This window comes from Lysinibacillus sp. NPDC058147, assembly GCF_042884205.1.
GTDB lineage: Bacteria > Bacillota > Bacilli > Bacillales_A > Planococcaceae > Lysinibacillus.
In genome coordinates this window covers 333,504-347,798 of record NZ_JBHVUJ010000002.1, presented here as the reverse complement: position 1 = coordinate 347,798, position 14,295 = coordinate 333,504, and the positions used below count along the sequence as shown (strand labels likewise).

Genomic DNA, 14,295 nt, shown 5'->3' with positions numbered 1-14,295 from the left:
AAAACAGAACATATATTCTTTTTTGAAGGGTGAAAACAATGAGTTATGATTTAATGGTCTTTGATAAAGAGCAAACTCCAAACAATAAAGAAACATTTTTACAATGGTATGATGAACAAACAAAATGGGCTGAACCACATGATTACGCAACAATATCAGTTACAACACCAGCATTACAAAAATGGTATCAGGATATGGTGGAACATTTCCCAAATATGAATCTAGTGGATGAGGATGACGAGTTAGAGAGTCGTTTGACTGAATATAGTATTGGTTATGCCATGATTTACACAGCTTTTGCCTGGTCTGTAGCTGATGAAGCATATAGTACGATGAAAGAACTTGCAAAAAAGCATGGAGTCGGTTTTTTTGATGTGAGTGGTGAGGGGGAGATTTTCTAAATCATTATATCGTATATCGAGAGGTGGATAAGAAATGACAGAAAATCTTATTGAACAATGGCAAGAGAAAAGAAAGACGTTTGACGCAAAGAATACCAAAGCAATTAACGACATGCATAAGCTAAGAGAGCAAGTTCAAAAAGCAGAGCCAACAGAGGTAAATTTGCGCATGCTCGTCGAAATTTTCTGCATGTTGCAAATGTATGACGAGGCATACAAAATTTTTACATCCGTCATGGATTTACGCAATAAAAAAGATCAGAAAAAATACGGGGCGATTAAATATTGGATTGACAATCCACAAAATGTAAAGCCATTATTGCCACGTGTCATTCAGGAGGAAGCAGAGTTGAAAATACCATTGCCAACATTTAAATATATGCCGAATCCAATACAAGCGAATATTTTTAAAACGGGTGAATTGGTTGTTTGTGATTGCTGTGATCAAGAGGTGGACATTTATTGTACCAAAGGCATTTACGCGATTGAAGAGGTGGAATATCTTTGTCCAAGCTGTATTCATAGTGGGCTAGCTGCGCAAAAATTTGATGGTCAATTTCAGCAAGATTTATTAAATTCCGAGCTTGTAAAGAATGATGACTATACAGATGAAGTGTTGCATCGAACACCCGGCTATATTAGTTGGCAAGGAAATGATTGGGTCGCCCACTGCACGGATTATTGCGCATTTATTGGTTATGTTGGTTGGCAAGAACTAGTGGAGATGGGCATTACGGAGGAGTTTGAACATTTTAATGGTCATACCAAAGAAGAGCTAGCCGCTACTCTGCGTAATAATGGCTCGCATCAAGGTTATCTATTTCAGTGCTTAGAATGTCAGCAATACATTCTGTATTCCGACTTTGATTAAATCTAGGTTACATTGGTGAAATATGTGGGAAGTTGACCATACAATTATAGGAGGACAAGCGAATGAAAGCAGAACAATTTATAGAAAACGAAGCATTATGGCAACAGCTCGCACAAGAGCTACTTGAAAAGCAATATACAATTGATAAAGAGGGCCATTATCCTGCTTGCATTCGCACGACCTCTTTTGCGCTTGATACCTTCGTCTTAACAGAGGTACTTTGCCATTACCAACAGCTTTCATTATTAGACGTATTCCGTCAGGAGCTTGACTTTGAAACACAGCGCTACTGTCTTTCTCGTTTCACGCAAAAACAAAAATCTTTAGCTTATTTGCCATTGCTACGCTATTATGCCATCAATTTAAGAAAATATGGTGCAAACTTTGAATCGTTAACGGTTGAGGAATTGTTGCGAACGATTAAGGAATTAGATGCGGAAACGTATAACAATTTACTCAAAATTGGCTCTGGCGATTTGCCATTCAATAAGCAACGAGCTGAAACTGATCTTATTTATTGCTATGCAAATGATGTGCTAGCTACCATCTTGATTCATATTAAAGAAGAAACAGAGGAAGCGTATCGTGAAGCTATGCTCTATTTAAATGCTTTATTGGAAGAGGATTTCCCGAAAAGCTATAGTATTTTCTATGAAGGTGAAAGTGATTTAGTGCTACCAATTGAGCGTTTACCTGTCACACCTTCCCATCATTTTTTTGCAAAAGTATTGAGCTATCCAAGCCTACATGCCGCGCTAGTGGAATATAGCTACAAAGCGATGGCAGAGTATCATTTTTACGGGGATGTTGCGGATGAGGAAGCAGCAATGCCAAGCACGTTTGCCGTTTTTGGCCTTGGTTTATACGATAAAAGTTATGGCAAACTCATTATCGACTATATGGAAATATGCGATGCTGATCATTCACCACCGACTGAATATTTTGCGAAAGCCTATGTGGAAAGGTGGGGGCTAACACCTGAAACGTTGCCAATCTTTACTTACATTGTTGCAACCGTGCCAACTGTTCCATACGAACCTTTCTTTGAACGGGCAATGAATACGGATGAAAATTTACAATGGCTTGAAAAATATATGACAACGCCCTTTATCGAGCTTTGTCCAGTGATTTCACCTGAACAAAATGAACGTATGGAAGAATATAAAGATATGGATGTAGCTTCATTACTGTATACATGCTTTGCAATTGTCCATTTGAATGACTTCACCAACCCAAAATTTATGCGGATTTTATCGCCTTATCGTGAACGTTTTGAGGAAATATTGAAAGAGCTCATGTCATGACAATAGAAAAAAATCATACATCGAACGAAAGAAACACTCGTTGATTTAGTCCATCAACGTCAAGAGTAATTGAAGGAAAAGAATATATTTGATGATGGAACGTCGGCATTTGTATAGGAAGGTCTTATTAACCAAACATGAGATACAAGATACTTGTTTAGCTGAAAAAAAGTTGATTGAGAGGGAGTGAGATTATGCCAAAAAAATTATTGAATATGTTAGAAAAATGGTATGAGGAAAATCAACATGACAAAATTGTAGAAGCAATTGAACAATTGTCTATGGCAGAGCGAGATTACGAAATAGTAGGTCATTATGGTCGTGCGCTTAATAATTTAGGGCGTTATCATGAAGCGTTGTCCCAGTTACTCACAGTTAAAAAACAGGGTCAACAAGATACGGATTGGCATTGGCGTGCTGGCTATGCTTATTTCTATATCCAGGAATGGCAAGAAGCACTGGCTGCATTTGAAAAAGCGAAAGAATTACAGTTTGATACTAGAACTGAAGAGTATATAGCAGCCTGTCGGAATATTATGAAAAAGTCAGCGGAAGCGCTAGATGATATCAAGCTTGTACCTTTTCATGAGCGTAATTTCAGTCAATTTTGGGAGAAAAGCGATTATGCGGATAAAAATTATGTAGAAGTGTCCCCCACTACTGAAATGATTGCTTCTATAGAAGAGGAACTTGGCTATAAATTGCCAGCAGATTATATTTGGTTTATGCAACAACAAAATGGAGGTATACCAATAAACACTTGTTTTCCAACGGCTATGCCGACTTCATGGGCAGATGATCATGTGGCGATTACAGGGATTATGGGCATTGGTCGCGAAAAGGCTTATAGCTTGTGTGGCAGTTTGGGAAGCAGTTTTATGTTGGAGGAATGGGGCTACCCAAATATTGGCGTTGTCATAGCCGATTGCCCGTCAGCAGGCCATGATGTCATTATGCTTGATTATCGTGCATGTGGTGTAGATGGTGAGCCTGCTGTTGTACATGTAGACCAAGAGGCTGATTACTATATTACTTTCCTTGCGCCGAACTTTGCGACTTTTATTGTCGGATTGGTGAATGAGGAAGTATTCGATACAACAGAACAAGATAAACTTGACGATTTGGATATGGTGAAACATGTTCCATTCTCTTCTTTGTTACAGTCGTTATGTGAAAAAGTTGGAGAGGAAAATCGGATGGAAGCTGTTATTCGAAGTATTTGTACGCAAATTGTAGAGGACAAAGGCTATTTTGCTTTACATGCAGATGAGCTATCCATGCTGATGTATGATATCCAGTTTTGGTTGTACACTGGTGCTAATTCGAAAGTTACACAAGTGCAATATTTAGCGGATTACGAGAATATTATTGCACTTGCACAAGGTTTTAGTACAGGAGGATATGCCCCAGACTTTGTTTCAAGTTGGTTAAATGAACGCATAGAGCAGGGGGAAATTGTAAGTCAAGAGGGGATATTAAGTTTTACAGCGGATAAGGTAGCTAATCTACAAACTCAATTGTTGAATGAAGAACTAAAACCATTTAGATGGCTAGAACATGATAGTGGAAATATTTCGCTCTTATTAGAAGTAGGCATTTATAAACAGGAGTTGTTTGAAACACGCGCAGACAAAGGATTTCAAGGTAATGGCTACGATTGGTGCTCGCTTGCGGAAGTGTATTTGCAAGAGAAGTTGCCAGAGCTAGAAGGCATTGTGCGTTTCGACCCAGAAGCAGACATGTTCTGTGCTTATGCCGACAAAAAAGACGCATTGTTGCGATTCGCTGTTGGATTTAAACAAGCATGTGAAAATGATGAACTGATATATGATTTATTTTCTAGGGCGATATTGGATTAATACAGGGGAAAAGTAACCGGTTTTATTATTTGGATATAGAAGAATAATAGATTTATTGGAGGAATATAAGATGAAAGAAATCATTTTTTTAAAGGGAATGTATCAAGATAGTTATTATCCTAAATTTTTAGTTGATAAAATTAAAGATTTGTTGGAGCAAATTGTCCGCTATTTAGAGCAAGGTCCGCATCCATTAGAAGATATACAAGTAAAATTTGATGAAATTACACGTGCGATTAATGATTTAGAAGACGAGTTCTTAGAACAAGACAGTGAAATTGAAACGGTTGCACGAGATAGTATTGCATTAACTGTTATGGATATATTGGATGTATACAACGTAAAGCTTGATATTGAAGACGCATTAAGAGAACGTGAATGGTAGTGAGTTATGTTTAAATAACTGTTACGATGCTACCCAATACTCTACATTATAAAGCTTTTATAGAGGGATTTTTTACTAATTAGAAATTAAAGATAAAGGGGAATGGCCTATGCAAGATATTCGACCAACGTCACGCTGGCGCAATGCTAAAAGAGAAGAAGAGGAAGAATTTACTGCTGGATTGATTGATAAAGATGACTGTATTTACGCGGAATTGTTTCCAGATAGTTTTATTCATCAGACGGAAATGGTGCTAGAGCAGTATGCAGCATCCATTGCGAAACTGCCAAATCAGCCAGATAGCTATCCTGCAATTATGAAATCTATTGAAACGGCGGTACTTGCCCTAAATGAGATTAATGAGGTAGGTGGAGGCGGATTAATTGAAACTGACGAACGAGAGGAGCTTTGTGAGTATTTTGACCAAGTGCTGATTCAATGTGGAATTGATATTGACGATCTTACTAAAAGTCAGAATCTTGGACGTTATGAATTAACAGATGATTGGCGTGAGTGGTAATTAGAGGGAGGTGTTCGTTTTGCTTGAATTGACGAGTGCGGTATGGGCAAATCTGACAGGACCATATGGCTCTGGAGAGAATGTACCAGCGTTGTTACAGCGATTGAAGCAAGCATACGACAAAGAAACAGTTGATGCGCTTTTTGAAAACTATTTGTTTCATCAAAATACCATCTATACAGTTACCTATGCTGCTGTTCCTTATTTGATGCAGATAGCATGGTCAACGAACTTTCCCGAAGTGCAACATCATTTGTTTATTATCTGCGGTATTATTGAGGCGAGTCGCGGTGATAGCGGCATTCCGACAGATTTAAAGATGCTTGATGAACATATCGGAGCAGATATTTACAATTGCTATATTAAGGCAATACGTAAGATGGCGTTATTAGGAAAAGATGTGCGTACTTACGCAACTACTTTGGATGATAATGTGGAAAAGCGTTATATTCTAGCCGCCGATGCAACTTATCGAGGAGCCTACAGACTGGCGAATATGCTAATGATGTTTGTGACAGGGGAAGAGTATATTGCTATATGTCCACATTGCAAGGAAGATGTATATTTGTGGGAGGGAGCCACAAAGGCATTTGTACAAGACCCTGTTTTCGACAAGGAACAAGAGGCTCACAAAGTTGTACCTGCCTCGAAATTTTCAGATATGGAGCAAATGGTGTTAGCGGAACAAGCGGCAGTGATTGGTGAACACGAACTTGTACATGATTTACCATATTTAGCTGGTGAGGTAAACTGTCCTTCATGTAGTGTAAATATACAAATTTGGTCTGCGCTACTTGAGCAGTAATAGATATATCGAAAATTGAAATGGCAAGAAGAAATGAACTCTATTTTTATCTCAATACAGTCTCAACAGTGGCATTGCTCCGTCAATAAAATTGTACAGAAATTTCTTGAGCATATTCCTGAAATGAATCAAAAAGCAAAGTCTACACTTCTAGCTAATTGTCATACAGATACAGAGATTACTTATTTTATTCAATATGTGACGGAAGTAATTGATGATAAAGATTATCAAAATAATTAAAGTACAGGCTCCACAAATATAAAGACTATGTATATTTTCACTCCTATGTACTATTTTCGGAAAATTTGATAAATTAATAGTAAGTAATGTTTAGAGAGTTACAAAAAAGGAGGCTATCCAAATGAGTAAAAAAGAACTCTTGCAAAATGGAATCAATCAAGTTTTTTACGAAGAAGAATGGTACCCACCGTTATCAGAAGCATTAAAGAATCTCACTGCTGCACAAGCCTGCTGGCAACCAGAAGGAATGGCCGCTAATACGATTTGGGAAAATGCAAACCATTTACTAACCTTTAAAGAGCGCTTACTTTCTCGCTTACATAAAGATGACACATTTGTTGCTCCACAAAATAATGATGAAACGTTTGTCCAAGGTGAAGCTAATGATGAGGATGCTTGGCAAGAAACAGTGAAGCGAACGCTTCACGTACATGATGCCTTACAATCCTCATTAGCATCCCTTCAAGAAGCCGTATTGGATCAACCTAGTCCTTCTCTTCCAGTTTGGCAACAATATCTAAATATCCTTTTGCATGACGCTTATCATACAGGACAAATTGTACAACTTCGTAAACTACAAGGCTCATGGCCAGCTAAGCGCTCATATTTATAAACGATGATTAAAATTGCTTGATTATTGCACACAACAAAGCAATTTAAAAGCAGATCTAACTGTTACATCAAATAAAATCCCGATTTCCTAGTATTCACATTGAGAAATCGGGATTTTTTATTAACTCATAATAGAGCCCGAGTGTTTAAGTTACAATAAGACTTTTCAAGATTTTGCAGAAACGCTGCAGGGGTGCTATCTGAATAAATACGTGTATAAATAGACAATTTATTAACGCTGGAAATCTGCATTTTACAACCGGCTCCTCAAACTCAACTTATAGAGGCGTTAGTTGAATAATGATCTATGTTCATATACCTTTGCATAAAAATTTGTATAGATAATGTTCATACAAAATGCCATAAAACACTAATTTAACAGCATTCGTGACTTTTTAATGTGCGCCCAAACTTTTATTTGTGAACGTTATTCAGAGTATATTTTTTAATATTTATATTACTAAAAGTGAAATAAGCCTATGATAGTCCCTACCGCCATACCCGAAATAATATCCAACCCTAAGAAAAAATACATAAAAACATTCTCTTTTGAAAAAATCGAACTTTCGTGAATTCTTTACTGGAATCAATATAAAAATAAACAACCATCTACATTTATTCATGATACGAGAATAAAACTATTGCCATTAGGTCAAAATAAAAATTGACTGGACACTAAATGGTGTCATATAATTAAGACACCATTTAGTGTCCTATTTATAAGGGAGAGGAGATTTTGAGCGATAAAAATCTAGAGCGTGATGTTTATGCTGCGATTGCTGACCCTACAAGACGTCAACTAATACGTTTGTTGGCAGATGCGAAAGAATTACCTCTTCACGAATTAACGTCTCAATTTCAAATGGGTCGCACAGCAGTTTCTAAGCATTTGGCTATCCTTAAAGATGCTAATCTCGTAATTGCTCGAAGGGTTGGTAGAGAAACGAGGTATCGGTTGAATGCCGGTCCTTTGAAGGAAATTCAAGATTGGGTATCGTATTACGAAGGATTCTGGAAAGAAAGAATGGCTATATTAAATCTTTTATTGGAGGAAGAAAAATGACAGCAGATGTATCTTTAGATTATCAATTTACAAGTTCAATTGAGAAAGTTTGGAAAGCATTAACGGATTCAGACACTCTTGAAAAATGGATATGGAAAAATGACTTTAAACCAATCGTAGGACATAAATTCCAATTCAGAGCTGAACCAAATGAATGGTGGGATGGGATTGTCAATTGCGAGGTACTTAAAGTAGAAGAACCTCATACATTATCTTACACTTGGGCAAGTGCCGGAGAAACTACTACTGTGACATGGACGTTGACAGAAGGTTCAGATGGAACTACACATTTACATTTTGATCAAAGTGGATTCAGTGAAGCAACGAAAGCTCGCCAAGGAGCAATCGAAGGAGCTAAATACGCTTGGATTAACAATGGTAAACAGCTTGAAAAAGTGTTAGCAGAACTGTAAAAATATGATTCCTTCATCATAATACCTGCTTTTCAAGATCAAAAGCAGGTATCATATAGGAAATGAATAAAATAAACTGTTCTTCAACAATTGGACGCTTTCGGAACACGGAAAGCGTCATTTTTTAACTTCTTTCAGCAAAGGCTGCAAGAAGTTATAGCCGATTCCGGACGCATTGTTTATCTGCGCGAAAGCGTAGCGGCAGCGGCAAATGTTTTCTGTAGCGAAAGCAAAGCGTCAGCTACAATTATGCCGAGGCATAATTGATTGGCATATCATAATCACAGCAAATACAGTTGAAGTTATGCTAACATGACAGTACTAGATGGAATGGAGAGATTATCCGATGAAAATAAATCAATTAATTGCTAACAATATAAACCGCTTAGATGTCGACTTGCCGGAAGATCAATCATTAGGAATTGCTGGTTTGTCTGGATCTGGTAAAACTACATTTTGTCAAACTATTGGTGAAGAATCTAAGAAGCGACTCGTTTCCTTATTACCAAAGGCTGAATATCAGTATTTATTCCCTAATATTATGGAGACGAATTTCAGCGCCATCAAGATGGAAGAAATGCCTTTAGTCCTTTTTCTCGGGAAATCGTCAATTTCTACTAATCCACGTTCCACGGTTGGTACTCATACAGGCGTTTTTAAAGAAATACGTGAAAGGCTTGCAGATCAGTTTGATCTTTCGCCAGAGGTTTTTTCCTTTAATAATGCATTAGGCTGGTGTCCTGCATGTAAAGGGCGTGGGACAACCAAAAATGTTGAATGTAAAAAGTGTGAGGGTAAGCGTTACAGTCCAGAAGTTGAGCAATATAAGTTAGAGTTATGGAATCAGCCACATAGTATTTCCGATATTAATAATTTAAGTATTGAAGCGATTTATTCCCTTTCAGAGGAATTAAATATTAGCGAAGAGAGACAACATATTCTTGAAAATATTATCAATATGAATATTGGTTACTTAACAATAAATCGGATCATGGGTACTTTATCTGGCGGGGAATTAACACGACTTTACTTAGCAGAATTTATGGCAGCTAGTGAAAATACAGTGATTATTATTGATGAAATTTCTGTTGGTCTTGATCACGAAACCCTTTTGAAAATTCTAGAACAGATTAAACAATTGGGCTTTAAAAATCAAATTTGGCTTATTGATCATTCCGATTCGGTACTCGATACAGCGGATGAACAACTGTTCTTTGGTCCTGGCAGTGGGAAATACGGCGGGAAAATCGTCGAAGAATCACCACGTCCAGAACCAGTGTATTGGGAACGAAATCATACAATGCCTACAGACTATTATCAATTTCATGATCTATACTGCCGTAATATTGAAATGGCTGACATTCAGATTCCTAAAAATAGACTAGTAACCGTTACAGGTGAGTCTGGCTGTGGGAAATCGACCCTTGTCAATGAGTGTATCTCCAAGGATTTTCTAAAACGATATCCAAAAGATAAACTGGTGATGGTAGGTCAAGACCGAAACCAATCGATTACTAGCCGATCAACGGTTGCAACGTTTCTTGATATCAAACGAAAAATGACGAAATACAGTGACGATATTGACGATATTTTCCAACGCTCTATTGAAGATATTATTGAGGAACTTCCAAAAGAAGATATTGTTCATAAACGTTTAAGTTTACTGATTAAACTTGGGCTTGGTTATTTGACGTTGGAAAGAAAAACACAATCTTTATCGACAGGTGAATTTCAATGTGTTCATTTAGTTTCTGAGCTGTTTTCGAACGCAAGAAACCCCCATACGCTGTTTATTTTTGACGAGCCTTCAAAAGGTTTATCACAAAATATTTTAAACCAATTCATTGATAGTGTTAGGGACATTTTGCAAGATGATTCCGTCTCTATAATGATGATTGAACATAATGCCTATATGATAGATAGCTCTGATTTTATCGTTGATTTTGGGAAAAGACAGTCGGAACCTGTTCGACATCTTGATGTTGTCAGTCACGATGATTATGTTAGTCAACATAACAGCACAAGTAGTGATGCTTCTTTGCATATATCTTCGACACTAGATTCAAAAAAAGGCATTCAATACTTAGAAGAAAATCATATTAGCTATTTTAAAAATGCTGAAAACATTTATAAAGGCGGTATTTTAAAAAGCTTATCATCCATGGCCCGTTTAATTTATGGTGAGTACGAATCCGCAACAATTGCACCAGTCGTCGCCATTGATCTAGAAAGACACCTGTATAGTCAGTATAGTTTTTTATATGAAATTGGTGGCCTGATTAACCATATTGTGGCTGCACATCCGACCAATAAAGATACGAGAAGCTTCGATTTCTTTAGTCAAGAAAATCATTGTCCAAGCTGTTCTGGCCGACTGCAAATTGAAAAATTTGATTTCGATATAGTTATACAAGACAAAACAGTGCCATTTTGGGATGGCTTATTACATCCAGACGTGATGGAAGTATTAAAATATTATCAATATCCGAAGTTACAATTCCTGTTTGATGAGATCAAAAATGAACTGGGTCAAGATATTAGCAAAAGCTACAATGACATGACAGAAGAAGAAAAACATACATTCTTATATGGTTATTGGGAAAAATCATTTTATGATAAAGCAAGTAAATCCTCAAAAAAATGGGAAGGATTTAATTTTATCCTTGGACGTTATATAGTAATTTCGAAATCAATTATTAAAGAGCAAATGAAAGAATCAAAAGAAATGATCGCCTGTCCAATATGTCATGGAGCGGTGCTAAACCATAAGAAAAAACTAACGTTTGGAGACACTGATATTCGTGAAATTATTCATCAACCGATTGATGAGGTCATAAAAACGGTAGGGCACTTACCAAAGCTTGAAAAACTAAAAGCAATTGTAGGCGGTAATATGACTCTTACGGAAGATGTCTCCTTACTTCCTAGAGAAACTAAAGTATCGTTGAAAATGCTTGAATTAGATCTAGCAAGCCTTGCCGGTTATGAAATAGTACTAAATGATGTTTTACCATTCTGGAACGAAATTAAAGATAATATCGAAGCAATAAGTAGCAAAAATCTCATAACAATTTGTGATTTTTCCAACATTGACGAAACGAGAGAAACTATCATTGATAAGTACTTCACAAATGGGAAATACAAAAAACTAACGTACGTCTATGAAGCATTTGGCTACAAAAAAATCGTCACTCAAATTAATAAAATTAAAGCAAGTCATAAATGTCCATTCTGTAATGGGAAGAAAGTCATTTCAGAAGATAATCTCCATGATGGCGTCTATAAATTATCAGTACCATGTGTTAGTTGCTATGAAAGTGGTATCAATGAAGAAGGACGTAAGGAAATTGTTGAGGGTGTAAACGTTCAAACATGGCTAACTGGCAAAGTAAGCGACGTTGTGACAGAAAGCTTACTAACGGAAGAAGTCGCTGATATTCCAATTTTCAATCGTATTCGTGAGTTGAATAAACGAGATATGATGGCGATTTATCAATGCCTTGAGCAAAATAATTAAATCGAGCCATAGGTAAGCTACTTCTGACAGACTCATTTGCAATAATAAAATTGCAAATGAGTTTTTATGATATTCTGTGATAGAGCTTAGTAAAAAGTTATTAGAATAAAAGGGGAAAGATGTGAATGGCAAAATTATTGGATTGGAAAAGTAATGCTCAAGGGCAAAAATTTATAGCTTCATTTAGCGGCGGAAAAGATAGTGTCTTAGCGCTATATAAAGCAATGAATATTGGAGAGGCGGTCGGACTAATCGTCATGCTAGAGGAGGAAGGGCACCGTTCCAGATCCCACGGTATGCCCCCAGAACTCATACGTGCTCAAGCTAACTCTATAGGTTTACCTGTTTATACTGCAGCAGCAAGTTGGACTGATTACGAAAATGTATTTATGCAACTTTTAGAAAAAGCTAAAAATCAAGGTGCAGAAGTGTTAGTAACGGGAGACTTAGATATGCCTGAACACGGCTGCTGGCATGACAAGGTTACACAAAATGCTGGGTTAAAGCTAGGCATGCCTTTATGGGAAATGAATCATCGTGAAGCTGTTGAAGAGTTTATAAACCTGGGGTTTGTTACAATCATTGTAACTGTTAATTTATCATTAGGAATGCGGGAGGACGATTTAGGGCGTACGTTAACCCATGAATACGTAAAAGAGCTTGAAGCTCGAGGTATTGACCCATGTGGAGAAGGTGGAGAGTTCCATACGACAGTATTAAATGGGCCGATTTTTAAAAACCCAATTCCAGTTCGTAAAGGTGCGGTTATTAAAAACGGAGAATATGCTTTTTTGCCTTTGGAACTAGACCAAACTAACCCTTATTAGAGATGTATAGTTGTAATACGGCTGTATTATCCTTTAAACACAGAGAATAACGTGGGACATTGCCTTTCTATCTGAGGTGTGTTTCATGTTATTTTTTTCCTGCAGCAAAGTAGGTCTATATGTATGAGTATCGATAAAGGAATTTCATTATCCTTAACGAACTTTTTAATGCAAAACATTACAAATATTCGTGTTCAAGGAACTAATTACTATAATAGGAAATTATGAAAGGGTCACCGGAGGATAGTGACCCTTAGTTTATATTTGAAGGGAAAGGATAAGTTTATGTTATCCTATTAGTTATGAGCATTGGAGGCGGTATTGGGTATTAATAGAATCCGATGAAGCTAGTGCCGACAATAATCAATAGAATGAATAGAACAACGATTAGCGCAAATGCTGAACCAGTACCATAACCGCCGCCGTTACCGCAGTATTCTGACATAGTAATTACCTCCTTTCTACAATCTATAATATGAGTTGTTGTTAAAAGGAATTGCGATATTTATCTACTTATTAGAATAAAATTTTTAAAAATTTTTTATAAATAAAAAAGATCACTCGTGTAAAAGTGACCCTGAAATATAGTGATAAAAAGCTAATTATAAAAAGTCAACGAATAATATAAAAAAGATTGATTATGTTGATCTACTTTATTTCACAAATGCCCATCTTAGCTAATAATGAAGGAATTTTAACTAGGTTTAATATATTCTCCTGTTGCAGCATTAAAGCCCGCTGCTTCCATTTTTGTTTGCTCACTATTCCAACCTATTACTAATAAAAGGGGTACATTTCTCTCTATATCTTTTCTAAGCATAAAATTATACCCTTTAGCCCAATCTTTACCTGGATAAATACCGCCGATTTTTAGAGCTTTTTGAAGCAATTCAGGTGAATCATATATAATATCTTTCATTTGTATAAATTCTTTTTTTGGTAAAGAGAAGTACCATCCCTCGTTAAATCATTTGTATCATCTATTTTTCCGTCATGAATGGTTACTAAAAAAGCCTTATTAGTGTCTGGCACTCCAAATAAAATATTCCAATGCTTTCTTTTGCCGTTACTTCCAATTGACTTCCCAGGCTTATCTATATCAATATTTATTGCATTTATTAATTGAGCATTTTTATTCCATTTCAATGCAGGCGTAGAGGCTAATTCAATCGCTTGCTTTATGGATAATTCTGGTTGATTAGCGACTTCTAATAGATCATCAGTTGATTGTAGTGTACGAGCAGATACTTTCGCAACAGCACCAACTGAAATTAACAAAAGTAAGACGACAAACAATATTTTTTTCATTTTCTTGCCCCTTTTTAGGGATATTGTTTACAAACTTTGTTCATTTATTCTGCGTGGATATTAAAACAATAAAATCAATAAGCTATTATTTGTCGAACAATTATTCCAATGGTTAAAAGGGATATGCTGGATTTTATAGAATACTATTAACAAACCTATAAAATTTTTGA

At 36.4% G+C, this 14,295-nt stretch carries 16 protein-coding genes; 13 read left to right on the top strand and 3 right to left on the bottom strand.

Going from position 1 to position 14,295, the window contains the following annotated elements; all coding sequences use genetic code 11:
• Window positions 1-38: 38 nt before the first annotated feature.
• The 13 genes from ACFVT8_RS07075 (at window position 39) to ACFVT8_RS07015 (ending at window position 12,817) form a co-directional block, all read left to right on the top strand.
• On the top strand, window positions 39-401 hold the full coding sequence (locus ACFVT8_RS07075) for a hypothetical protein (RefSeq protein WP_387082881.1): 363 nt from the start codon (window positions 39-41) through the stop codon (window positions 399-401).
• Window positions 402-435: 34 nt separating this feature from the next.
• Window positions 436-1,272: a CbrC family protein gene (locus ACFVT8_RS07070; protein WP_387082880.1), complete on the top strand. Its 837-nt coding sequence runs from the start codon at window positions 436-438 to the stop codon at window positions 1,270-1,272.
• A 62-nt stretch (window positions 1,273-1,334) separates the two neighbouring features.
• Complete coding sequence (locus tag ACFVT8_RS07065) at window positions 1,335-2,576, top strand: DUF6138 family protein (RefSeq protein WP_387082879.1); 1,242 nt, start codon at window positions 1,335-1,337, stop codon at window positions 2,574-2,576.
• Window positions 2,577-2,770: 194 nt separating this feature from the next.
• A complete protein-coding gene (locus tag ACFVT8_RS07060; protein ID WP_387082878.1) occupies window positions 2,771-4,435 on the top strand; it encodes an Imm51 family immunity protein in 1,665 nt (554 codons plus the stop codon).
• 70 nt (window positions 4,436-4,505) lie between these two features.
• Complete coding sequence (locus tag ACFVT8_RS07055) at window positions 4,506-4,820, top strand: DUF5713 family protein (RefSeq protein ID WP_387082876.1); 315 nt, start codon at window positions 4,506-4,508, stop codon at window positions 4,818-4,820.
• 109 nt (window positions 4,821-4,929) lie between these two features.
• Window positions 4,930-5,340 carry a hypothetical protein gene (locus ACFVT8_RS07050; protein ID WP_387082874.1) on the top strand — a complete coding sequence of 137 codons (411 nt, stop codon included), beginning with the start codon at window positions 4,930-4,932 and terminating at the stop codon, window positions 5,338-5,340.
• Window positions 5,341-5,359: 19 nt separating this feature from the next.
• Window positions 5,360-6,145 (top strand): hypothetical protein, encoded by a 786-nt coding sequence (locus ACFVT8_RS07045; RefSeq protein WP_387082873.1) that lies wholly within the window; start codon window positions 5,360-5,362, stop codon window positions 6,143-6,145.
• A gap of 15 nt (window positions 6,146-6,160) precedes the next feature.
• Entirely contained in the window at window positions 6,161-6,385 is a 225-nt protein-coding gene (locus ACFVT8_RS07040) for a hypothetical protein (protein ID WP_387082871.1), read from the top strand.
• Between the two features lie 121 nt (window positions 6,386-6,506).
• Window positions 6,507-6,998 (top strand): DinB family protein, encoded by a 492-nt coding sequence (locus ACFVT8_RS07035; protein ID WP_387082870.1) that lies wholly within the window; start codon window positions 6,507-6,509, stop codon window positions 6,996-6,998.
• A gap of 735 nt (window positions 6,999-7,733) precedes the next feature.
• Window positions 7,734-8,060: an ArsR/SmtB family transcription factor gene (locus tag ACFVT8_RS07030; protein ID WP_387082869.1), complete on the top strand. Its 327-nt coding sequence runs from the start codon at window positions 7,734-7,736 to the stop codon at window positions 8,058-8,060.
• The gene (locus ACFVT8_RS07025) at window positions 8,057-8,473 is read left to right on the top strand and encodes an SRPBCC family protein (RefSeq protein ID WP_387082868.1); all 417 of its coding nucleotides are present in this window, start codon (window positions 8,057-8,059) and stop codon (window positions 8,471-8,473) included. The genes ACFVT8_RS07030 and ACFVT8_RS07025 overlap by 4 nt, the downstream gene beginning before the upstream one ends.
• A gap of 346 nt (window positions 8,474-8,819) precedes the next feature.
• Entirely contained in the window at window positions 8,820-11,990 is a 3,171-nt protein-coding gene (locus ACFVT8_RS07020; protein ID WP_387082867.1) for an ATP-binding cassette domain-containing protein, read from the top strand.
• Window positions 11,991-12,115: 125 nt separating this feature from the next.
• Entirely contained in the window at window positions 12,116-12,817 is a 702-nt protein-coding gene (locus tag ACFVT8_RS07015; RefSeq protein ID WP_387082866.1) for a Dph6-related ATP pyrophosphatase, read from the top strand.
• A 328-nt stretch (window positions 12,818-13,145) separates the two neighbouring features.
• Here the strand turns inward: ACFVT8_RS07015 and ACFVT8_RS07010 are convergent, their stop codons facing one another.
• The 3 genes from ACFVT8_RS07010 to ACFVT8_RS07000 form a co-directional block, all read right to left on the bottom strand.
• On the bottom strand, window positions 13,146-13,262 hold the full coding sequence (locus ACFVT8_RS07010; RefSeq protein WP_370076291.1) for a YjcZ family sporulation protein: 117 nt from the start codon (window positions 13,260-13,262) through the stop codon (window positions 13,146-13,148).
• Window positions 13,263-13,511: 249 nt separating this feature from the next.
• Window positions 13,512-13,736 carry a hypothetical protein gene (locus ACFVT8_RS07005; protein WP_387082864.1) on the bottom strand — a complete coding sequence of 75 codons (225 nt, stop codon included), beginning with the start codon at window positions 13,734-13,736 and terminating at the stop codon, window positions 13,512-13,514.
• Window positions 13,733-14,125: a hypothetical protein gene (locus ACFVT8_RS07000; RefSeq protein ID WP_387082863.1), complete on the bottom strand. Its 393-nt coding sequence runs from the start codon at window positions 14,123-14,125 to the stop codon at window positions 13,733-13,735. Before ACFVT8_RS07000 ends, ACFVT8_RS07005 begins: the two co-directional genes overlap by 4 nt.
• Between the last annotated feature and the right edge of the window lie 170 nt (window positions 14,126-14,295).